Origin of the sequence: Ciceribacter sichuanensis (assembly GCF_024055605.1) — a bacterium.
GTDB lineage: Bacteria > Pseudomonadota > Alphaproteobacteria > Rhizobiales > Rhizobiaceae > Allorhizobium > Allorhizobium sichuanense.
Map to the genome: position 1 here is coordinate 934,025 of NZ_JAMXLX010000001.1, position 22,218 is coordinate 956,242.

Sequence of the window (22,218 nt, forward strand, 5' to 3'; positions counted from 1 at the left end):
GGCGGGCGGATAGCTCGTCAATTCACGATCATGATTGAGGGCGCGTTCAGTCGGTGAAGGGCCGCTATTGGTTTCCTATGGCGCCGGCAGGCTGAGAGCATGCCGGCGATTTCCGTGTCAGCCCTTCCGTGACCGATGGGTGAGTGTGATGAAGTCGGTGCCTTGGCCGGTTTCCATGCTGATGCCATTGTCGGAAATGGTGATCGAACTGCCTTCGCTCAGCATTCCTTCGATGCGGTGGCGAATGTCTTCCGGGATATGGATGCGGTCAAGCGCGCTTGCGGCATCGTGAAGTGCGGGATCTCCGGCCGGTTCGGTGATGCCGAGGCGCTTCATCATTTTCGACGGCAGGTCGTTTTCCAACGTCACCGCAAGCCACTCGGCCTTGCCCGAGAGACGGCTGACATCGGTAGCCTCGAGGAAATGCGTACCGAGAGCAATCTCCGGGTTGGAGATGTCGATCGGAGCCTCGAAGACCGGTTTGAAATCCTGCCGGACCATGATCTGGCCGCGTGGCGGTTCGCCGCGACCGGCGCTCTTGTAAAGCGCCTCCACGAATTCCGGCGTAATCAGTTCGCCCTTGGTGGATATCTCCTTCCAGCGCTTGAAGCCGTTGACGGCGGAAATGGTCAAGGCGCCGATGTGGCCATCCGGTACGCCTGCGTCGAAGCCGAGTTCCGCCAGCACTTGCTGCACATCGAGAATGGTTTCGCGCATGCCGCGGCGCGTGATGAGGATCCGCAGGGGTGAAGGCTCTTCGAGAATGACCTTGGCGGAAGCGCCTGCCTTGGGCATAACATCCACCATCGCCACCTGGACCGACTTGAAGGAGGCGTCGATAGTGGTCGGGCGGAGCTGTGCATCGGAAAGCAGCATGCCATCCGGCGTCGGTATGCGCGGTGAAAACAGCGTGCGGTGGCTGATGCTCGTCGGGCGCACGGGATCATCCGTGATGATCACATGCGCGCCACGTTCGGTCATGGAGAATAGCGCCTTGGCAAAGTCGCCCGGCAGACGCACGCAGCCATGAGAGGCCGGGTAGTTCGGCACGCTGTTCGATTCATGAAGGGCGACACCCGACCATGTAATGCGCTGCATCCAGGGCATGGGCGCATTCGAATAGAGATTGGACTCGTGATATTTGCGCTTTTCGAGGATCGAGAAGATGCCGGAAGGGGTCGTGTGTCCCTGTTTGCCTGTCGAGACCTTCGAAGTCGCCACGATCTGTTCGCCGTCATAGACGACAAGTGACTGGTCGGTCTTGGAGACGAAGATCTGGAGGGTGCCGCCATTGCCTGCAAGGGCAGGGGAAGCGAGTGAGGTCGCAGAAAGAAGGCCGAGGGAAACGGCAAGGGACTTGAACATACTAAACGATCCCATACGCAATACAGATACGGCTAAAATAGTCGCCGAAGTTTAAGGAAAGTTTGAAGAGGTATGGCTCATCACAACCTTGTGTTTGACCAGCCGTGCCAGCCCGTATCTTGCCGGCACGATCTCAACGATTGTCTGCGAGATTGATTTCAGGCGATTTTTCCGCGTCGGTTGTTCGCGAAAAAGAGCTGGGGGCTTGCGAGCGCCAGAAGAAGGGCTGCAAGCGGCATGCTGAAGCCGTAGCCGAGATGTTTGAAGCCGAGAGCGCCGACAAGGCCACCGAGCAGGAACATGCCGACAACGCGCAGAAGGATCTTCAGCTTGCGCATGTCAGGCTGCACGGGCGGCTGTATGGATTGCCGGTCGAATAGCCGGTACACGAGCTTGCCGAGTTCGATGCCGATATCTGTTACCATGCCCGTCATGTGCGTGGTGCGGATACGCGCGCCGGAGATCTTGGTGATCGTCGCGTTTTGTAGGCCCATGATGAAGCAGAGCAGGGCGGCCACCCACACGCCCGCCTGCGGGATGTGGCTGATGACAGAGCCTATGGCCCCGAAATTCAGCAGTAGCACCGCTTCCAGCGCTATCGGGTAGGCATATTGCTTTCGACGGGCGTTCCTGCGGCCCCAGTTGATCAGGATTGCCGAACTGCCGGCTCCGGCGGTGAAACTCAGGAGCATCACCAATCCGGCTCCGACCAAGGCGAACAGGCCGAGTGCCAGATTGTCGGCGACGGACGAGATGATGCCCGACATATGCGAGGTGTATTGCCCGATTGCGAGAAAGCCGCCGGCATTGGTGGCACCGGCCACGAAAGCCAGGAGCACCCCGAGAAGAAGATCGTTCGGTCCTGTGCGGGCATGGGCGACGACGGTTCGGAAAATACGAAACTGCGGATGGCGATGCATGGGCTGGTTCATGGGATCAGGTTATCGACTCAGGCGTGTCGATGAAACGGTTGGAGGATGGCCTTCACGATATACGACGAGAGCCATTGTACGAAATTCAAGTTTTGACCTTCGTCGTGTCGTACCGTTCTGAATCCAGGCGAAGTAACCGTTGGCTGCCGCGGAAGCCGTTCAGGTAATTGGCAATCCCGATAGGTAACTTCGTGTTATGCTGATGGAGTAGTGGCCGTCGGCTGCTCCCGCTTGCCGTAAACTCAGGTGCGTGCAATCTTCTGCCGGCAGGCGTCGAGGGGGAGCGATGGCATGCAGGTTGAGGTGATCGATACACCGTCGGATTTCGAGGGCGTCAAGGACGCGTGGGACGCGCTGTTCGCGCGTGATCCCGATGCGCATTGCTTTCTGTCGTGGATCTGGATGGCGCACTGGTTCGAACGCGCCGGCGCATGGAGCGTCCTTGCGGTCAGGCAAAAGACAGATGGACGCTATATCGCGTTTCTCCCGCTTCGCCGTCGCACGGATTTTTCCGAGGAATTGGGCTTTTCCACCAGCCTCCTTATGGGCGGGGCCTATTTCGCTGTTTACACGGGATTTCTCTGCGATCCGCAGGAAGAGGAGGCGGCAATCTCGGCGTTGGCAGAGGCCTTGTGTCTCGCACCGTGGCGGCAGCTGGATTTTCACGATGTCTTCATGTCCTCAAGACGTATCGAACTGTTGTTCAGGCATCTGCTGCAGAGGGGATATGCCATCGACAAGGTCGTGCGCCCGCGACATGTCACGGACAATGGCGACCGGATCGATCATGATGTCTATGCCTATGTTGACCTTCCGCAGGATTTCGAGACCTACCTCGCGACCTCGCTTGGCAGTCGCACGCGCCAGGATGTGCGTCGCGCTCTCAGGGATCTCGATGATCCGGTCAATGATCTTCGTGTGACGGAGGCGGATGCCGACACGATCGATACTCACCTTGCGTTCTTCAACGATCTCTGGGGCAAACAATGGATGGCCGGTCAGCCGAAATATGCGACCTGGCTGCTGGAATGCGCGCGTCACATGCTTCCGAATAGCTTTCGCGCCGGTGTTCTGCGGGTCTTCGCATTGTGGCAGGGCGGCAGGCCGCTCGCTGTCCATATCTATCTCATCGACGAAGCTCGACGGCAATTTGTCTGCTTTCTGGTGAGCCGGGATCTGTCGTTTCGAAAACCCTCTCCGGGTCTGCTGCTGCATGCCTGCGTCATCCGGCAGGCGATTGCGGAGGGTTTCATTTCCTACGATCTCGGCACCGGCGATTTTGCTTACAAATTCAGGCTGGGGGCGGGGCGACGGATTATCGAGCGTTTTCGCATCCTGTCACCTGTGAACGATGACCTTGAGCGTGTGCTGGACAATGCAAGTCTGTCGGCAGTCCAAAAGCAGGTGGAGACTTTCCTGAAGTCAGGCGACATCGCAAAGGCTGGATTGGGCCTGCGGCAGGCAAGGCAGAGATGGCCCGGTGAGACCGCATTCAGGGAGCAGGCGGAGCGGCTGGAGGCTCTGAAACGTCATGCCAGTGACTTTGCCAATGCCTCGGCCCGGCATCGTGCAGGCCATCTCGACGCTGCCGAGCGCGAGTATCGGAATATCCTCTCACTGGTTCCCCGCCATTTCGGCGCCATGCATCAGCTGGGTCTGGTGTGCCTGCAGCGCGGCGAGGCGCATGTGGCGAGGGACTGGATCAGGCAGGCGCTCGATATCCGGCCGGATTCGGTGCCGGCACTCTGCAATTATGCCAATGCCCTGATGGCTCTGAAGGATTTTCCGGCCGCGATAAAGACCTATGATCGCGCACTTTCCATCGATCCCGCACATGCCGCTTCCCTGTTTGGGCGCGGTGGCCTTCTAAAGAGCATCGGCCGGTTCGACGAGGCGTTACGGGACTTTCGAGCGTTGCTGTCGCATCAGCCGTCTCATCCGGGCGCGGTTGCCGCTTGCGCTGCACTGGTGGAGCAGGTCGTTGCGACGCAGCGGAGCGAGGAACCTGCCATGGCTGTCGAGCCGGGGCCCGCGTGATTTTCATCCGATCCGAATCGAAAAGAATTCCTTCTCTACGCCAAGATACGGTCGAAGACTGCTGGCATGCGCAGCTACTTGTTTCCACGGTCGAAGGTGTAGCCCGTTTGCACGGTTCCCTTGCCGAATTTGTCGCGAAGCTTATCCATGGCGGCCTCTGCCCTGGCGCGCCGGCCGGCCTGTTCATCGATCAGGTCGGGTGGATCGGCGGTTGCTGCATCTGTCAGGTCCGTGACGCCGATGCCGATCAGGCGGTAACGCGTACCATCGGTTTCCTTCTCGAGCAGCGAAAGCCCGGTGCGAAAGATCCTGTCAGCAAGCTGGGTCGGATCATCAAGCCGGCGGTTACGCGTGCGTCCCTTGAAGTCGGCGGTCTTCAGCTTCAGCACCACCGTCTGGCCTGCAATCCCGCTTTTTTTGAGACGCCATGCGACCTTCTCGGACAATGAGCGCAGATGCACGACGAGGTCGTCGTAGCGCCAGATATCCTCGAAGAAGGTGGTTTCGGCTGAAACGCTCTTTGCGGGGTCGTTGAGGTGGACTTCCCGGTCGTCGATACCGCGTGAGAGGCGCGAAAGCCGCTGGCCTATCGTGCCGTAGCGGCGCATCAGGTCGGTCTCGTCCATTTCCTGCAACTGGCCTATGGTGCGGATGCCGTCCTTTTCCAGCGTGGCAGCAAAGGCCTTGCCGACGCCCCAGATCGTCGTCACCGGCCTCGGTGCCAGGAAGGAGACCGCTTCCTCCTCGCCGATCACCGAGAAACCACGCGGCTTCTGCAGGTCGGAGGCGACCTTCGCCAGAAACTTGCAGTAGGAGAGGCCGACCGAAACGGTAATTCCGATTTCCTGCTCGATCTTGCGGGCGAAGCGGGCGAGCACGCGTGCGGGCGGGTCGTGATGAAGCCGTTCGGTACCCTTGAGCTCAAGGAAGGCTTCGTCGATCGACAGCGGCTGCACGAGCGGAGTCAGTTCCTCCATCATTGCCCGGATCTGCCGGCCGACGCGGGCATATTTCTCCATGTCTGGTTTGATGACCACAGCCTGCGGACAGGCCTCCAATGCCTTGAACATCGGCATCGCGGAGCGTACGCCATGAATGCGGGCGATATAGCAGCAGGTCGAAACGACGCCGCGCTTGCCCCCACCGACGATCACCGGCTTGTCCGCGAGTTCCGGGTTGTCGCGTTTCTCCACCGACGCGTAGAAGGCATCGCAGTCGATATGGGCGAGCGTCAGGTTGTAGAGTTCTCGATGATAGACGAGCCTCGGGCTGCCGCAGGCCTTGCAACGCCTCAATCCCTCCGGCTGCCCACGCAGGCAGTCGCGACAAAAGCCCGGAAATTCTGCGTTTTCAGTCGTCATGATTGAGAACAAAGGTTGAACATAGCGACATTAGGCGCTAGCTTTCCTCCTGACAAGTGAGGGGAATGACATATGCAGGGGGAATTCTTCGCCCGTCCATTGACGCCGGATCTCTGGGCGGATTTCGAGGTCGTTATGGGGCCGCAGGGTGCCTGTTATGGCTGTTGGTGCACCTATTTCAGGATGTCGGCGGCGGAACGAAAAGAGGCATCGGCTGCGGAAAAGAAGGCCTTCATGCAGGCCAGGGTCGAGAGGCAGCCACCGCCCGGTGTCATCGGCTATATTGATGGCGAGCCTTTCGGCTGGGTACAGGTCGGTCCGAGGGCCGATGTGCCGAATTGGAATTCACCGCGTACCGTGTCCCGGCCGTTGAACGAGGCGGATGCGAACGATCCCCAAGTATGGGCCGTAAGCTGCTTCATGATGACGAACAGAAGGAGAGGGCAGGGCTTGAGCCATGCCCTGTTGGGCGCCGCCGTTGACTTTGCCAGGCAGAGCGGTGCCCGACTTGTCGAGGCCTGTCCCATGGAGCGGGCGAAGCAATCGAAATCGGTCAGTCTCTTTGTGGGGCCGGTCAATATCTTCGCTGCCGCAGGCTTTGAGGAGGTGGCGCAACGCAAGGCCGGGCGTCCGCTGATGCGGCTTGTGCTCGACGTTGCGGCTTAGCCGGTGATGTGAGCGCCGATGAGGGCGCGGGCTTCCGTCCACCCTTGCGCCTTGCGCACATGATCGCCGGCAGCAGGCGCGAATTTGTGAATTTCAACTGGTGGGGGCAGATGAACGAGAAGACATTCCGGAACATGCTCGCCGACAGAATGGAGGTTGGACACCATATCGTCGATAAAGGCGACCGGGAGCGAGCGTCCGCCATGAAGGCGGTTGACGAGAGGCCCCTTGGCCTGATCCGCCGCGATCATCGGATAGTGCAGGCCGAACCGGTCGAGCAGCCGACGGCGGGCGGCGGCATGTTTCGGCGGCATGGCGGTGAGAAACACGAGGTCTGCTTCGATGCTTATCGCTTCAAGCGCTTCCGCAGCCTCGGCGAACGGGGTTTGCCACTCTTCCTGAACGGCGAAGAAGGTTTCGATCAAGGAGGTGACGACGTCGGCCTCGAGGACTGTCTCGTCTTCAACATTGACGATATTTCCATGCAGGCGGAAGGACCGGGGAATGAGGCGATGCCCACGGCTCTCGAGAAAGGCCCCGAACGGGGTGACGAATTCAAGCACGACATCGTCCACATCGCAGACGACGAGCGGGCGGCCGGTGAGGGGTATTGTCCCGAGGTCCGGATCCATTCAATATTCTCCCGAGCCGAGGGTCGGACCGGTGTAGTGATGCGCGGCACTTACCACATCTTCCGGCGCGGTTCCTGTCGCCTCGCAGAAGGCGAGCAGCGTCGGTTCGTGCGCCATCAGGAAATCCAGCATGCCGGCGAGAAAGGCGGGGTCGGACATCGACGGGCGCAGCTGGTCGGGCCTTGTGCCGGAAAGCGCGAGAAACCGGCCGAGCATATCGGGCTCGTTGGCAAGCCAGGCGAGCACCGAGACGGCGGTTTCTTCGGCGTTTGCGCCTATATTACTGTTTTTCATCATGGCTTTCCGTATTTCCGTGCCGAGTTACCTATTTCTCAACCAAATCACCTTAGCATGCCATGACACGGAAAGTGCAGACTGCTGTCGGTAATTGACCTTCTGCAGGGCGCCGGACGGGATCGAAGGACTGGTTTATGCCCAAGAAGGTAATGATTGTCGAAGACAATGAGCTGAACATGAAGCTCTTCCGCGATCTTATCGAAGCCTCCGGGTACGAGACGATCCAGACGCGCAATGGCATGGAAGCGCTCGATCTCGCCCGCAAGCACCGTCCCGACCTGATCCTGATGGACATTCAGCTTCCGGAGGTTTCCGGACTGGAAGTGACCAAGTGGTTGAAGGAAGATCCGGAACTGCATGTGATCCCTGTCATTGCGGTCACGGCCTTTGCCATGAAAGGTGACGAGGAACGCATTCGTCAGGGTGGCTGCGAGGCCTATGTCTCCAAGCCCATATCGGTGCCGAAATTCATCGAGACGATCAAGACCTATCTCGGCGACGCTTGAGGGAAGGGTGAGGGATGACTGCGAGAATTCTTGTCGTCGACGACATTCCAGCAAACGTCAAGCTGCTGGAAGCCCGACTGCTTGCCGAGTATTTCGACGTCCTGACGGCCGATAACGGCCATGATGCCCTCGACATCTGCGACCGTACCCAGGTCGACGTCATTCTTCTCGATATTATGATGCCAGGAATGGACGGCTTCGAGGTTTGCGAGCGGCTGAAGGCCAATCCGCGCACAGCCCATATTCCCGTTGTGATGGTCACTGCGCTTGATCAGCCCTCCGATCGCGTTCGCGGCCTGAAAGCCGGTGCCGACGATTTTCTGACGAAGCCCGTCAACGACCTGCAACTCATCTCCCGCGTGAAGAGCCTTGTGCGCCTGAAGACGCTCAGCGATGAACTCAGGATACGTGCCGAAGCCGCCCACAACATCGGTGTCGAAGACCCGATACGCTTGACCGACGGACGGCTGGACGAGCCGGCGCAGGTCCTGCTGGTCGACAGCCGCGCCGCATCCCAGGAACGCATCATTAAGACGCTGAAGCCGATTGCCGTCGTTAGCGCCATGTCTGACCCGCAGGCGGCCGTCTTCGAGGCTGCGGAAAATCCTTTCGACCTCGTGATCGTCAATGGAAACCTAGATGATTACGATCCTTTGCGCCTTTGCTCGCAGCTTCGCTCGCTGGAGCGCACCCGTTTCATCCCGCTGCTGCTCATCACCGAGCACAACGATGAGGCGACTGTCATTCGGGCGCTCGATCTCGGTGTGAACGATTACATCATGCGTCCGCTGGACCCGAACGAACTCGTGGCCCGCGCGCTGACCCAGATCCGCCGCAAGCGCCTGAACGACCGGCTTCGCAACAGCGTGAAGCAGACGATCGAACTGGCCGTGACCGATGGTCTGACCGGGCTTCATAACCGGCGCTATCTCGACAATCATCTGAAGATACTCTTCGCGCGGGCGAAAGCGCGTGGTCGCCCGCTTTCCGTCTGCATGGTCGATATCGATCGCTTCAAGCAGGTAAACGACAGCAATGGCCACGACGCCGGCGATGACGTATTGAAGGAATTCGCGACAAGAATTCGTTCAACCGTTCGCGGCGCCGATCTCGCCTGCCGTTATGGCGGTGAGGAATTCGTCGTGGTTATGCCGGATACGCCGGCTGATATCGCCGCGATGATTGCCGAGCGGTTGCGTGGCATTATCGAATCCCGGCCGTTCGTCCTGAGATCCGCCGAGGGAAGCCTTGAAGTTACCGCCTCCATGGGGATCGCAACGCTCGGACCTGATATCGACACCCCGGAGCAATTGATGAAGCAGGCCGACAGGGCTCTTTATCAGGCAAAGGCGAGTGGTCGAAACCGTGTGGTGGCATCCGCGGCCTGATCGACAGAGTACCGGCGTTCCTAGATTCTGTTGGATTTGACTTCTGGGCAGCTGTCAACCTCCCGTATTGGGGGATTGCGCCTGATCGAAGCCTGAAACACTATCCAGACCAATGTTGGTTCCGCGGTTCACAGTTTTCGCTGCCGCGTATGAGAACCTGTCGGCAATAGTAATATTGAGCCGTTCCAAGGTCGTATTGCGACCTGAAATTGTAGTTTTTAGCCGCGCTGAAGTGTTTTCATGTTGTGCCTCTGAGGCGCTGGTCATCTGTACATGCCGATGGCTATGCGAATCGGGCTTCGGGCGATTCAAATGCTGCCGGGCATGTGCGTTTCCGTCCATGAAGCCATTTTTTTCTAATACTCAAATCGAAGTAATTTTGAGAGTATTTAAAATTTTTGCAAATATACCCGTACTTTCGATTTGGAAGGAACAAGGCGTTTGACGGTGATCTTAACCATAGGCGCAACGGATCTGCGAAACGGTTAAGAAAATGTTGATTTTCAATTCGTTTTGAGGGAAGTTGTACTCAATAAAGAAAACGCCTTCGAGAGAGGCAAGTGATACCCCATGATGCTCAGGTCCGCCGCATCTCCTGGGTCGTGGGGTCGGTCGGTTGACATGCAATATTTAGCGGTTCCTCGTGCCGTTTTTGCATGTTGACCGGCCCCCGAACACAAGAAGGCACCGCTGCCGGGCAGGCGCGGTGCCTTTTTTGTTGCGAGCATTTCGAGGATGGTCCGGAACGAGAAGTCTCGTTGCCGTAGATGCCGACTTGATTTTTAAACCGCGCAAACGAAAAAAGCGCGCTGCATTGGCAACGCGCCTGTTCCGCCGAAACCGGTCAGACCAAGGATTACTTGATCTTGGTTTCCTTGAATTCGACGTGCTTCTTAGCGACCGGGTCGTACTTGGTCTTCGTCATCTTTTCCGTCATCGTACGGCTGTTCTTCGTGGTGACGTAAAAGAAGCCCGTGTCGGCCGTCGACAGCAGCTTGATCTTGATGGTTGTAGCCTTGGCCATGGTCGTCCTGCCTTTAATAAACGAAGCCGCGGACGATCAAAGGCCCACGGCAAATCTGGCGCGAAACTACAAATCGCGCCCGAAAAGTCAAGTCCGTTTGGGTTTAAAAAACAATCTGCCCAGCGAAACAAGCACATAGAGTGCAAAGAAACCTGCAATCGCCCATGCAAATCCGTGATTGCCCGAAATATCGATGGCAGCGCCGATGGCTTGCGGCCCGGCTACGGTGCCCACTGCATAGCAGAAAACGAAGGCCGCATTGGCGGCTGCGAGATCCGAGCCGGTGAGTCGCGAGCCGAGATGGCTGAGACCCACGGTATAGAGCCCCGAGACACTGCCGCCCCAGAAGAACAGGACAGCGGCCATCAGCAGCCAGCTTTGCGAGAGCCAGGGAAGGGCAAGCGAGCCGGCGAGGCCGACGGTGGCCATGACGCCGAGCAGGACGCGGCGATCCTTCATGTGGTCGGACAGCATGCCGAGCGGGATCTGGAAGACCATGTTGCCGATGCCCATGACGGTCAGCAGCAGTGCTGCCTGCGACTCGGTGAAGCCGGAGCGCGTGGCGTAGATGGGAAAGAGCGAAAGGCCGCCGGCCTCCACCGCGCCGAAGACGAAGACGGCTGCCGTCGCGGTGGGCACGAGAAGGATATAGCGGAAGAAGTGCCGCTCCGGCTTGGTGTCGAGGGCAGGGCTTTCCCCTCGCGCAATGAAGATCGGTACCGCCGCCGCCAGGATCGCGATAGCGGCCACCAGGAACGGCAGGACACCCTCGCTGCCGATCAATGAGAAGAGCAGGGGCCCGGCGGCGAAGCCGACGGAGAGCACGGTGGCGTAGATCCCGAGAACGAGGCCTCGCCGTCGGGGCGGGGCCGCGGCGTTGATCCAGAATTCGGAAAGAATGAAGAGGGTGGTGGTGGAGCCATGAAAGGCAAGCCGCAATGGGAACCACATCCAGAACTGGTCCGCGTAATAGAAGCCGAGGCCGCTCAGCGCCGATATGAGGACTGCCCAGAGCATTGTCTTGGCAACGCCATAGCTATGGGCGAGCTTCATGGTCACTGGCGCGGCAACCATGGCCGCGATGCCTGCCATGGCGGAATTAAGCCCGATCATCGTGGACGAGATCCCGCGCTTTTCGAGAATGATCGAAAGCAGGGGCAGTCCGAGACCGATGGCGATGCCGACCGAGGAAATGGAGACGACAGCAGCGATGAGAGACGGCCAGTGAATCTCTTCGCGATGGCAGTTATCGCCGTTGGACGGCTTTGTCATGAGTCGGCCCTTAAATCGTATCGCGGAAGAATCGGCCGCGCCGGGAGAAGTAGAACGGTCCGTCGCTTCCAAAAGGTAAAGACGGATCGTCTTTCATCTGCGTCCTGACATCTTCCAGGATCGTCCTGGTGATGGCCGGCATGTTCAGACCGGAAACATCGTGCATGTCAAGCCATTGCAGGTCCTGCAACTCGGCGGAATCCCGGATCGCGCCGGGATCGACGCCGGTCTCGTCGCAGAAAGTCAGGAAGAAACGGGTGTCGAAGCGGCGCACATTGCCGGGCGGCGTGATCGCACGCGCCACGTAGCGCAGGGCGCCGAGATCGGCGCTGAAGCGGCTGTGCTGGTTTCCGCCGGTTTCGAGGGTTCCGATGATGAGGCCTGTCTCTTCATCGAGTTCACGCAACGCAGCCAGCGCAAGCGCACGGCAGCGCCCGGCAAGCGAGGGGTCGTCGAGGCCGCCCGTCAGCCGTGCCAGCACGGTCGGGTGAAGGTCGCGCCTGAAGGGAAGGTTGCGGTCCTGCCGGTCTCGCCTGCCGCCGGGAAACACGTAGAGATCCGGCATGAAGGCATGCTTGCTGCCGCGCTTGCCGACCAGCACCCGGGGGCGACTGCCGGCACGATCGATGAGGATCAGCGATGCTGCATCCCTGGGTCGCAGCTTCGCTTTCGAAGCGGAAGCCTTGTCCTGCGCCTCGAAGGGATGGGATGTCATGAGCCGGTCTTCTGGTGGAATTCTCCCGGCTCGCCTGCATCACCGCCAAAGCCGTGCATCCTCAGTGCCCATTGCAGGCCGATGACTCCACCCTTGATCGGCTGGATGGTGATCAGCGAGGTGATGATTGCAATCGGCACCCAGATCGCCAGATGCACCCAGTCGGATGCCGGGAATATGAGGTCCGTCATCATGAAGCCGCCGAGAAGGACATGGCCGAGAACGATGATGACGAGATAGGGCGGCAGGTCGTCGGCGCGGTGATGGAAGATCTCCTCGCCACAGGCAGCACAGGTATCGACCGGTTTCAGGTAGGCGCGGAACAGCTTGCCGCTGCCGCAGGCCGGACATGTGTTGAGAAGGCCGCGTTTTATCGACTGCCCGAGACGACGCTCCGGCAATTCCTCTCCGCCGAACCGTGTCGGCTCCTGCGTGTTTCCGGCCTCCATCCTCACACCCTCCATGTGTTTACCTCCGTGGCCGGTTGGGCCTTGTCCCGGGCTTCTTCATCGCGCCGCGCCGTGTCGACTTGTGGAAGGAGCGCACCGCGACGGGCATGGGCCGACCTTCGCTCAGCATTTCGAAGCGCAGGGCGCCGGCGAGCGGAATGGCTTCCACAAGTCGCACCTCGACGGAATCGCCGAGACGGTATCCCGTGCCCGTCTTCTCTCCGGACAGAGCCTGGTGGGCCTCGTCATAGATGTAGTAGTCGCGTCCAAGCGTCGAGACGGGAATGAAGCCGTCGGCGCCGAACTGCGGCAGGGCAATGAACAGACCGGCCTTGGTGACACCGGAAACCTGACCGGCGAACTCATCGCCGATACGACCGGCCAGATGGTGGGCGATCAGGCGGTTGATGGTATCCCGCTCTGCCGCCATGGCGCGGCGCTCGAATGTCGAAATCTCCGCTGCGATATCGTCGAGTGCAGCTTCTTCCTCGGGCGTGATGCCGCCTTCGCCAAGCCCGAGAGAGCCCACCAGCGCCCGGTGCACGATCAGGTCGGCATAACGGCGGATCGGCGAGGTAAAGTGGGCGTATTTCAAGAGGTTCAGGCCGAAATGGCCGATGTTTTCGGGGCTGTAGATCGCCTGGCTCTGGGAGCGCAACACCATCTCGTTGACCATGGTCTGGTGCGGCGTGTCTAGAGCCTTGGCGAGGATGCCGTTGAACGAATTGGAGCGCAGGTTGCCCTTGGCGAGCGAGAGCCCGATGGTCCCCAGAAACTCGCGCAGCGCTTCCTGCTTGGAGAGCGTCGGTGCGTCGTGGACGCGGTAGACCAGCGGCTGGCGTTTCTTTTCCAGCGTCTCGGCGGCGGCGACGTTCGCCTGGATCATCATCTCCTCGATCAGCTTGTGGGCATCGAGTCTGTCAGGCACATGCACCCGGTCGACGGTGCCGTCTTCCTTGAGGATGATCTTGCGTTCCGGCATGTCTAGTTCCAGCGGCTGGCGCCGGTCGCGCCCGCGCTTCAGGATCTCGTAGGCATGCCACAGCGGCTTGAGGATCGGTTCCAGCAAAGGTCCCGTCTTGTCGTCCGTCTTGCCGTCGATGGCGGCCTGCGCCTGCTGGTAGGAGAGCTTGGCCGCGCTCTTCATCATGATACGATGGAAGGTGTGGCCCGCCTTGCGGCCTTCCTTCGAGAAGATCATGCGGGCGGCGAGCGCCGGCCGGTCCACGCCTTCACGCAGGGAGCAGAGATCGTTGGAAATCCGCTCCGGCAGCATCGGCACGACGCGATCCGGGAAATAAACGGAATTGCCACGCTTCACCGCTTCCCGGTCGAGCGCGGATTTTGACCGCACATACCAGGAGACGTCGGCAATCGCGACGGTGACGATTACGCCACCCGGATTGTCGGGAGAGGGGTCCAGTTCGGCATAGACGGCGTCGTCGTGGTCCTTGGCGTCCGCCGGGTCGATGGTGATCAGCGGCAGGTCGCGCCAGTCTTCACGATGCGACATGGATGCGGGCTTCGCATCCTCCGCCTCGGAAATGACCGATTGCGGGAAGATGTAGGGAATGCCATGCGCATGGATGGCGATCATCGAGATCGCCTTCTCGGACGCGACCGAGCCGATCACCGAAAGCACGCGGGCACGGGTCAAGCCGAAGCGGCCGGAACGCAGCACTTCCGCTTCGACGAGATCGCCGTCCTTGGCGTCCCCGAGATCGGCTGCATCGATCTGCAACTCCTCGCCACGCCGTTCGATCGGCATCAGCCGTCCGCCACTGGTGCCGGGCATTTCGCGGTAGACGCCGAGCAGGGCGTTACGATGCTTGTCGATGACCTTGATGATCCGCGCGGTATAGGCGGGGCCGGCCCGATCCTTCGACGGGAATATCTTGGCGAGAACGCGGTCACCTAGACCACCGACCGGGGCCTTGCCCTTGGCACGGTCCGCGCTCGATTGGCGGATCGCAACGGCAGGTGCAACACCCAGCTCCTCGTCCCACTCCGCAGGTCGGCCGATCAGTTCGCCGTCCTTGTCACGGGTGGTGATGTCGAGAACGGTGACGGGCGGCAGCGCGCCGGGACGTGCCAGCGACTTGCGGCTCTTCTGGAGAAGGCCGTCATCTTCCATCGCGCGCAACAGGTCCTTGAGCTCGACGCGTGCATCGCCCTTCAGGCCGAACGCCTTGGCGATTTCGCGCTTGGAGGCGCGGTCGGGATTGTCGGCGATGAATTCCAGAAGCACTTCGCGCGGCGGAACAGCCCCATGGATGATGGGTTGCTTGCCGCTCTTTGCAGCGCCTGCTGCCCTTTCCGCGCGCCGCTCCCGCCGGTTGCGGGGGGCGGTGTCAGTGTCGGTATCGCGCGGTGGTCTTGTCAATTTCAGCTCTTCTTCGTCTTCGATGCCGCCTTGGCCTTCGGCTTGGCGGCGGATTTCTTCTTCGGCGCGGCTTCGTCGGCATCCGCAGCCTTGGCCTTTGTCGCCTTGGCGGGAGCCTTCTTGGCTTTGGCCGGCTTGCCGCCATCCTTGGCGGCCCGCTCGGCGATCAGCGCAAGCGCCTCTTCCATCGTCACCGATTGCGGGTCCTTGCCCTTCGGCAGCGTGGCGTTGACCTTGCCCCAGTTAATATAGGGACCGTAACGGCCATCGCGAACGGTGATCGCGCCGCCATCGGGATGCTCGCCCATTTCCTTCAGCGCGGCGGGGGCTGCCCGTCCGCGTCCACCCGGGCCCTTACTCTGCTTTTCAGCCAGAACCGTGACAGCACGATTGAGGCCGATCGAAAGAACGTCCTCGATCGTTTCCAGATTGGCATAGGTGCCGTCATGCAGCACGAAAGGTCCGTAGCGGCCAAGGCCGGCCGAGATCATCTTGCCGCCTTCGGGATGCGCCCCGACCTCGCGCGGCAGCGAAAGCAGCGAGAGCGCCTTCTCCAGATCGATCATCGACGGCGTCCAGCCCTTCGGCAGGGATGAGCGCTTGGCTTCCTTGCCGTCGCCACGCTGCACATAGGGTCCGAAACGGCCGGTCCGCAGCGTGATTTCCTCGTCCGTGACGGGATCCTTGCCGAGCGCCTTCGGCTCGTTGCCACCACCGGCTTCGGCTTCCGCCCCACCTTCCGAGGAGAGTTGGCGGGTGTAGTTGCACTCCGGATAGTTCGAGCAGCCGACAAAGGCGCCGTACTTGCCGAGCTTCAGCGAGAGGTTGCCGGTGCCGCAGACCTGGCAGATGCGCGGATCGGAGCCGTCCTCCCGCTTCGGGAAGACGAGCGGCGCCAGAGCCTCGTTCAGGGCGTCCAGCACGTTGGTGACGCGCAGTTCCTTGGTGTCCTCGATCTGTGCGAAGAAGTCCTTCCAGAAGTCGCGCAGAACCTGCTTCCAGTCGAGTTCGCCAGCCGAGATCTTGTCGAGCTTTTCCTCGAGATCGGCGGTGAAGTCGTATTCGACATACTTGGTGAAGAAGCTTTCGAGGAAAGCTGTCACCAGCCGGCCCTTGGAATGCGGGATCAGCTTGCGTTTTTCGGTGACGACGTATTCGCGGTCGGAAAGCGTCTTCAGTGTCGCGGCATAGGTGGAAGGACGGCCGATGCCGAGTTCTTCCATCTTCTTGATCAGCGAGGCTTCCGAGTAGCGCGGCGGCGGCTCGGTGAAGTGCTGGCTGGCATTGACCTTCTGCTTGGCCAGCGCTTCGCGGGCATTGATCTCGGGCAGGCGGCCGTCTTCGTCGTCATCTCCGCCTTCGCCATCTTCCCGCTGGTCCACATAGGCCGCGATGAAGCCGTCGAAACGGATGACCGAACCCACGGCGCGAAGGCCTGCCTTCTCGCTGTCGCGGGTCGCAAGGATCTCGACCGTAGTCCGCTCGATTTCGGCCGAAGCCATCTGGCTGGCGATGCCGCGCTTCCAGATGAGGTCGTAGAGCTTCAACTGGTCGGCGTCGAGGAAGCGGCGCACCTGATCGGGCGACCGGTTGAAGTCGGTCGGGCGGATGGCTTCGTGCGCTTCCTGGGCGTTCTTCGCCTTGGTGGAATAGAGGCGCGGCTTATCCGGCACGTAACGCGCACCAAACTGGTCGGCGACGGCGGCGCGGGCAGCGTCGATGGCCTCAGGCGCCATCTGTACGCCGTCGGTACGCATATAGGTAATGAGACCCACCGTCTCGCCGCCGATGTCGATACCTTCATAGAGCTTCTGGGCGACCTGCATGGTGCGCGAAGCGGAGAAGCCAAGCTTCGACGATGCTGCCTGCTGCAAGGTGGAGGTGGTGAAGGGCGGGCCGGGATTGCGCTTGACCGGCTTGGCCTCGACGCTGTCGACGGCATAGCGCGCGCTTTCCAGCATTTCCTTGATCCGGCCGGCATCCGTGCCGTTGGTAACGGAGTTGCGCTGGATGCGCTTGCCGTCGGCGGAAACGAGCTTCGCTTCGAATTCATCGCCGCGAGGCGTCTTCAGCAGCGCCGAGATGTTCCAGTACTCTTCCGCGACGAAGAGCTCGATCTCGTTTTCACGGTCGCAGACGAGGCGAAGCGCCACCGACTGCACGCGGCCGGCGGATCGGGCGCCGGGCAGCTTGCGCCACAGCACCGGCGACAGGTTGAAGCCGACAAGATAGTCGAGCGCACGGCGGGCGAGGTAGGCATCGACCAGGGGAATGTCGATATCGCGCGGATGCGCCATCGCGTCGAGCACGGCCTTCTTGGTAATCGCGTTGAAGACGACGCGCTTCACCGGCTTGTCGCCCAGAACCCGCTTCTTCTTGAGCAGGTCGAGCACATGCCAGGAAATCGCTTCTCCCTCGCGATCCGGGTCGGTCGCGAGAATGAGGCCGTCGGACGATTTGACCGCGTCGGCAATGTCCTTCATGCGTTTCTGTGAGGCACTGTCGACCTCCCAGAGCATCTCGAAATCTTCTTCCGGCCGCACCGAACCGTCCTTGGCCGGCAGATCCCGCACATGGCCGAACGAAGCCAGAACCTTGTATCCGGAACCGAGATACTTGTTGATCGTCTTGGCCTTGGCAGGAGATTCTACGACTACGACATTCATTGTTTTTCTCTGCACCTCAATCAGTGCTTCTAATTCGGCAGCGTTCTTGCGGCCTCGTCTCAAGGACTGCGCCTCGAAAACCGGTTCCCCGAAATGGACAGGGATTCGGTCGCGGTCAAGGGGTAACGCATATTTTCTGCAGTATGCAACGTAATGCAACCTTTGAGAGATTAACTTGAGATTGCAATTTAAGATAAATGAGCTATCGTTTTTTCCAGATGATTTGAGGGTGTTCGGTGTGCTCCGGACACAAATTGCGAGCGATGGAATGGTTTCGAAAATAAACGGTGCAGGCGGCGCCGATACACTGGAAAATATAGCTTATATTCGGCAGATGCTCGGCGAGTTGCGCTCGGTCGCCGAAAGCGAGGGTGCCGAGATGCTCTGCTATCTTATCGAGATGGCCTATGTGGAGGCAGGTGACGTGCAGGCCGGCCGCCGTTCGCTGTCAATCCATCATGGAAATGGAAACAAGGCCACCCGCATGCCGGTGTAGGCGGCCTGCAATATCAAGTTCCAGAAGCACCAGATAGACGGACTGGGCGGCCAGTCCAGTATGACGAATGATGTCATCCACCTCCACCGGGGTCGGTCCGAGCGCATCGATGATGCGTGTCCGATCGCTTTCGCTGGGTGGCGGCGTCATGGGGCGGTCATGCTCTCCATTATCGGGCTCATTTGCCTGCGGTGGCGTAAACAGATCGATTTCCGAAATCGGGGCGAGTGCCTGCAATACATCCTCCGGGCGCGTCGTCACCGTGGCGCCGTCTTTCAGCAGGCCGTTGGTGCCTTCGCATCGCGGGTCGAGCGGTGAACCGGGAACGGCGAAAACCAGCCGCCCGAACTCGCCGGCCAGACGCGCCGTGATGAGCGATCCCGAGCGTGCCGCGGCCTCAATTACGACGACACCCAGGGCAACTCCGGCAATAAGCCGGTTGCGCCGGGGAAAATCCCGCGCGCGGGCCTCCCATCCGAACGGCATTTCGGAAATCGCCAGTCCGCGACCATCGCAGATTTCCCGAAATAGGGCGAGATTTTCGGGAGGATAGGGCTGATCGAGTCCGCCGGCCATGGCGGCAATCGTTCCGGTATCGAGACTTGCGCGATGGGCGGCCGTGTCTATGCCGCGCGCCAGACCTGAAATGACGGAGTAACCTGCACGGCCGATATCGCGGGATATCATCGCGGCGAATTTCGCCCCGCTGATCGATGCGTTGCGGGAACCGACCACACCGACGCTCGGCAGAGAAGCCGTCGTCAGATCGCCTTTAACCGCGAGAAGGGGAGGTGCCGCGTCGATCTGCCTCAGGGCGGAAGGGTAGTCCGGTTCGCCGATACCGAGAAAACGGGCGCCGAAGCGGGTGGCCGTCTCGAGTTCCCGAATGGCTTCGCCTTCCGAGGCGATCCGGATCGAACGGGTCGATCCTCCCCGGCGGGAAAGTTCCGGTAGCGCCTCTATTGCTGCTTCGGCCGAACCGAAATGGTTGATGAGGTCGCGAAAGGTAGCGGGGCCGACATTGTCGCTGCGGATCAGCCTTAACCAGGCGATCCTTTGCCGGTCTGTCAGCGCAATCCCCTTTCGTCTTGCGCTGCCTGCCGGCATGCAGTCATCCCTTTTGCCCGATCTTGCTTTCCGTCCCGGCGATCAGCCGCTCGATATTCGGCTTGTGCCGCCAGTAAGTAATGACGGTCATGGCCGAGGTGACGAGGGAAGCTTCCTGCGCACCCAGTATCCACAGGACAACCGGAATGACAAGGGTTGCAACCAGAGCGGACAGCGATGAGTAGCGGGAGAGGTAGGCGATCGACAGCCAGACGATGGCGAATACCAGCACCATCAGCGGGGCGACCCCGAGCAGCGTGCCGATATAGGTGGCGACGCCCTTGCCGCCCTTGAAGCCGAGCCAGACGGGGAAGAGGTGGCCGATGAAGGCGGCAAAGCCCGCCAGCAGCCCGGCATTGTGACCGAACACCGCCTGCGCGATCACCGCGGCTGCGGTCGCCTTCAGCGCGTCGAGCAGCAGCGTTGCGGCGGCAAGTTTCTTGTTGCCGGTTCTGAGCACATTGGTCGCACCGATATTGCCCGAGCCGATCGAGCGCAGGTCGCCCAGGCCGGCGAGCCGCGTCAGGACGAGGCCGAAGGGAATGGAACCGAGGAGATAGCCGAGGCTGAGCACCGCGATCAGCGCCGGCCAGCCGATGGAGAGGTAGTTCACTTCAGGCACGTCTTTCTTCCCCTTGGCTACGTCTTAGAGCGAATGCACACACTTTCCGGCGACATAGGTCGCAACGGCCCGACCCGAGAAACGGGCGTCCTCGAACGGCGTGTTCTTGGAGCGCGACAACAGCAGATCCTTGGACACCAGCCAAGGCTCGTCGAGATCGACGAGGGTGATATCAGCGGGCGCGCCGGGCTTCAATGTGCCGGCATCGAGGCCGAAAATCTCGGCGGGTCGGGTCGACATTGCGTCAATCAGCCGCATCAGCGAAACCTGTCCGCTGTGATGCAGCCGCAGCGCAGCCGACAGCATGGTTTCGAGGCCGATGGCGCCATCTTCCGCTTCACCGAAGGGAAGGCGCTTGGTATCGACGCCCTGCGGATCGTGCGACGAGACGATGATGTCGACCTTGCCTTCGGCCAGCGCCTGAACCATGCTCACCCGGTCGTCCTCGGAGCGAAGCGGCGGATAGAGCTTGAAGAAGGTGCGGTATTCGCCGATGTCGTTTTCGTTGAGCGTCAGGTGGTTGATCGAGACCGCGCAGGTGACGTTCGTGCCGCGCTTGCGGGCCGTCTCTATCGCCTCGACCGATTCCGGCACGGAAATCTGGGCCGCATGATATTTCGCGCGGGTAAGGCCGGCGATCCGCAGATCACGCTCCAGCGGAATGACCTCGGTTTCCTTCGGTACGCCCGAAAGGCCGAGCCAGCTCGCCAGCAGGCCCTCGTTCATCACGCCATTCGCGGCGAGATACTTCTCGCGCGTTTCAAGCGCGATGATGGCGCCGAATTCCCGCGAATAGGTCATGGCACGACGCAGGACCTGCGTGTCGTGAAGGCCGTGGCGGCCGTTGGTGAAGACGACGGCGCCGGCTTCGCTGAGCAGGCCCATTTCCGTCATCTCGTTGCTGGTGAGCCCCTTGGTCAGGGCCGCTGCCGGATAGACGTTGACGATGGCCTTGTCGCGGGCTGTCTTGCGAACGAATTCCACCAGCGCGATGTCATCGATGACCGGATCGGTTTCGGGCATCATGATGAAGGAGGTGACGCCGCCGGCTGCGGCGGCGCGGCTGGCTGACGCGATGGTCTCGCGGTGTTCGGCTCCCGGTTCTCCAACGAAGACGCGGGCATCGACAAGACCGGGAATGGCAGTGAGGCCGGCGCAATCCCGGACTTCAGCGCCCGTGGGCACGCCCTGGTTCTGTGCGTCGCGGCCCGCTGTCACGATGCGGCCGTCGGCATCGACGATGATCGTGCCGGTTTCGTCGAGATTGCGCGAAGGATCGACGATCCGGACATTCTTCAAGACGAGAGGCCTGCTCATGCACCCATTCCTTCCGTACGTGGGCCTTGGTTCTGCGAGACGAGCAGCACTTCCATGACGGCCATGCGCACGGCGACCCCCATCTCGACCTGCTGTTCGATCACGCTCTGCGGGCCGTCGGCCACTTCGGAGGCGATTTCGACGCCGCGGTTCATCGGCCCCGGATGCATGACCAGCGCATCGTCCTTCGCAGCCTTCAGTTTCTCGGCGTCGAGGCCGTAGAAGTGGAAGTATTCGCGTACAGATGGCACGAAGGCGCCGGACATTCGTTCGCGCTGAAGGCGCAGCATCATCACGACATCAGCGTCCTTCAGGCCTTCCTTCATGTCGTGGAAGACTTCCACGCCCATGTGTGCGATGCCGGCCGGAAGCAGGGTCGGCGGCGCAACCACCCGCACCCGCGCGCCCATGGCGTTCAGCAGCAGGATGTTGGAGCGCGCGACGCGCGAATGCAGCACGTCGCCGCAAATCGCCACGATTATGCGCGAGAGTTTGCCCTTGGCGCGGCGGATCGTCAGCGCATCGAGCAGCGCCTGGGTCGGGTGCTCGTGCTGTCCGTCGCCGGCATTGACGACCGAGCAGGCGACCTTCTGCGCGAGAAGAGCCGCAGCGCCGGCCGAGGAGTGCCTGACGACCAGAACATCCGGTCGCATGGCGTTGAGCGTCATGGCCGTGTCGATCAGCGTCTCGCCCTTTTTGACGGACGAATTGCCGACCGACATGTTCATCACGTCGGCGCCAAGACGTTTACCCGCCAGTTCGAACGAGGATTGCGTTCGCGTGGAGGCTTCGAAAAAGAGATTGATCTGGGTGAGACCGCGAAGCGTGGAAGTCTTCTTCTCGCGCTGGCGGCTGATTTTGACGGCTTCGTCGGCCTTGTCGAGCAGGTAGGTAATATCCTGTTCAGTAAGGCCCTTGATGCCAAGAAGGTGGCGGTGAGGAAAGAAGACCATGGACGTCCTCCTGAGATGTCACGGGGTCTA

Annotated in this window: 20 protein-coding genes; 5 read left to right on the forward strand and 15 right to left on the reverse strand. The window is 60.7% G+C overall.

All coding sequences use genetic code 11. The features are described from left to right. Positions 1 to 117: 117 nt before the first annotated feature. Complete coding sequence (locus NBH21_RS04555; RefSeq protein WP_250912725.1) at positions 118 to 1,365, reverse strand: L,D-transpeptidase family protein; 1,248 nt, start codon at positions 1,363 to 1,365, stop codon at positions 118 to 120. A 158-nt stretch (positions 1,366 to 1,523) separates the two neighbouring features. Beyond that, on the reverse strand, positions 1,524 to 2,297 hold the full coding sequence (locus tag NBH21_RS04560; protein ID WP_250912726.1) for a YoaK family protein: 774 nt from the start codon (positions 2,295 to 2,297) through the stop codon (positions 1,524 to 1,526). Between the two features lie 291 nt (positions 2,298 to 2,588). Between NBH21_RS04560 and NBH21_RS04565 the strand changes: the two genes are divergently transcribed. Next, positions 2,589 to 4,334 (forward strand): GNAT family N-acetyltransferase, encoded by a 1,746-nt coding sequence (locus NBH21_RS04565; protein ID WP_250912727.1) that lies wholly within the window; start codon positions 2,589 to 2,591, stop codon positions 4,332 to 4,334. A 74-nt stretch (positions 4,335 to 4,408) separates the two neighbouring features. Here the strand turns inward: NBH21_RS04565 and NBH21_RS04570 are convergent, their stop codons facing one another. Then, positions 4,409 to 5,695 carry a DNA polymerase IV gene (locus tag NBH21_RS04570; protein ID WP_250912728.1) on the reverse strand — a complete coding sequence of 429 codons (1,287 nt, stop codon included), beginning with the start codon at positions 5,693 to 5,695 and terminating at the stop codon, positions 4,409 to 4,411. A 72-nt stretch (positions 5,696 to 5,767) separates the two neighbouring features. Between NBH21_RS04570 and NBH21_RS04575 the strand changes: the two genes are divergently transcribed. Further along, the gene (locus NBH21_RS04575; RefSeq protein WP_250912729.1) at positions 5,768 to 6,361 is read left to right on the forward strand and encodes a GNAT family N-acetyltransferase; all 594 of its coding nucleotides are present in this window, start codon (positions 5,768 to 5,770) and stop codon (positions 6,359 to 6,361) included. Here the strand turns inward: NBH21_RS04575 and NBH21_RS04580 are convergent. Together NBH21_RS04580 and NBH21_RS04585 are read right to left on the reverse strand one after the other, a co-directional pair. Beyond that, on the reverse strand, positions 6,358 to 6,993 hold the full coding sequence (locus NBH21_RS04580; RefSeq protein ID WP_250912730.1) for a hypothetical protein: 636 nt from the start codon (positions 6,991 to 6,993) through the stop codon (positions 6,358 to 6,360). The genes NBH21_RS04575 and NBH21_RS04580 overlap by 4 nt on opposite strands. Beyond that, entirely contained in the window at positions 6,994 to 7,287 is a 294-nt protein-coding gene (locus NBH21_RS04585; RefSeq protein ID WP_250912731.1) for a DUF3572 domain-containing protein, read from the reverse strand. Positions 7,288 to 7,424: 137 nt separating this feature from the next. Between NBH21_RS04585 and NBH21_RS04590 the strand changes: the two genes are divergently transcribed. Together NBH21_RS04590 and NBH21_RS04595 are read left to right on the forward strand one after the other, a co-directional pair. Further along, positions 7,425 to 7,796: a response regulator gene (locus NBH21_RS04590; protein ID WP_099057498.1), complete on the forward strand. Its 372-nt coding sequence runs from the start codon at positions 7,425 to 7,427 to the stop codon at positions 7,794 to 7,796. 14 nt (positions 7,797 to 7,810) lie between these two features. Further along, positions 7,811 to 9,184 carry a PleD family two-component system response regulator gene (locus tag NBH21_RS04595; protein WP_250912732.1) on the forward strand — a complete coding sequence of 458 codons (1,374 nt, stop codon included), beginning with the start codon at positions 7,811 to 7,813 and terminating at the stop codon, positions 9,182 to 9,184. Positions 9,185 to 10,040: 856 nt separating this feature from the next. On the opposite strand, the gene rpmG is transcribed toward NBH21_RS04595, so the two are convergent. The 6 genes from rpmG to topA all read right to left on the reverse strand — a co-directional run bounded on the left by rpmG (position 10,041) and on the right by topA (position 17,693). Beyond that, positions 10,041 to 10,208 (reverse strand): 50S ribosomal protein L33, encoded by a 168-nt coding sequence (gene rpmG, locus NBH21_RS04600; RefSeq protein ID WP_006727600.1) that lies wholly within the window; start codon positions 10,206 to 10,208, stop codon positions 10,041 to 10,043. Between the two features lie 87 nt (positions 10,209 to 10,295). Continuing rightward, positions 10,296 to 11,480: an MFS transporter gene (locus NBH21_RS04605; RefSeq protein ID WP_250912733.1), complete on the reverse strand. Its 1,185-nt coding sequence runs from the start codon at positions 11,478 to 11,480 to the stop codon at positions 10,296 to 10,298. 10 nt (positions 11,481 to 11,490) lie between these two features. Beyond that, complete coding sequence (locus NBH21_RS04610; protein WP_250912734.1) at positions 11,491 to 12,195, reverse strand: NUDIX hydrolase; 705 nt, start codon at positions 12,193 to 12,195, stop codon at positions 11,491 to 11,493. After that, on the reverse strand, positions 12,192 to 12,644 hold the full coding sequence (locus tag NBH21_RS04615; RefSeq protein WP_250912823.1) for a DUF983 domain-containing protein: 453 nt from the start codon (positions 12,642 to 12,644) through the stop codon (positions 12,192 to 12,194). The genes NBH21_RS04610 and NBH21_RS04615 overlap by 4 nt, the downstream gene beginning before the upstream one ends. Positions 12,645 to 12,663: 19 nt before the next feature. Continuing rightward, a complete protein-coding gene (gene rnr / locus NBH21_RS04620) occupies positions 12,664 to 14,922 on the reverse strand; it encodes a ribonuclease R (RefSeq protein WP_250912824.1) in 2,259 nt (752 codons plus the stop codon). A 107-nt stretch (positions 14,923 to 15,029) separates the two neighbouring features. Further along, a complete protein-coding gene (topA, locus tag NBH21_RS04625; protein WP_250912735.1) occupies positions 15,030 to 17,693 on the reverse strand; it encodes a type I DNA topoisomerase in 2,664 nt (887 codons plus the stop codon). A 268-nt stretch (positions 17,694 to 17,961) separates the two neighbouring features. Between topA and NBH21_RS04630 the strand changes: the two genes are divergently transcribed. After that, on the forward strand, positions 17,962 to 18,189 hold the full coding sequence (locus tag NBH21_RS04630; protein ID WP_250912825.1) for a hypothetical protein: 228 nt from the start codon (positions 17,962 to 17,964) through the stop codon (positions 18,187 to 18,189). Here the strand turns inward: NBH21_RS04630 and dprA are convergent. From dprA to NBH21_RS04650, 4 genes are read right to left on the reverse strand one after another with little or no spacing between them, the layout of a single operon-like run. Then, positions 18,142 to 19,296: a DNA-processing protein DprA gene (gene dprA, locus NBH21_RS04635; protein ID WP_250912736.1), complete on the reverse strand. Its 1,155-nt coding sequence runs from the start codon at positions 19,294 to 19,296 to the stop codon at positions 18,142 to 18,144. The two genes, NBH21_RS04630 and dprA, sit on opposite strands and share 48 nt — an antisense overlap. Before the next feature lie 4 nt (positions 19,297 to 19,300). Continuing rightward, positions 19,301 to 19,918, reverse strand: a complete 618-nt coding sequence (gene plsY / locus NBH21_RS04640; RefSeq protein WP_250912737.1) for a glycerol-3-phosphate 1-O-acyltransferase PlsY — start codon at positions 19,916 to 19,918, stop codon at positions 19,301 to 19,303. Between the two features lie 24 nt (positions 19,919 to 19,942). Continuing rightward, positions 19,943 to 21,235 (reverse strand): dihydroorotase, encoded by a 1,293-nt coding sequence (locus NBH21_RS04645; protein ID WP_250912738.1) that lies wholly within the window; start codon positions 21,233 to 21,235, stop codon positions 19,943 to 19,945. Further along, entirely contained in the window at positions 21,232 to 22,188 is a 957-nt protein-coding gene (locus NBH21_RS04650) for an aspartate carbamoyltransferase catalytic subunit (RefSeq protein ID WP_250912739.1), read from the reverse strand. The genes NBH21_RS04645 and NBH21_RS04650 overlap by 4 nt, the downstream gene beginning before the upstream one ends. Positions 22,189 to 22,218: the final 30 nt, after the last annotated feature.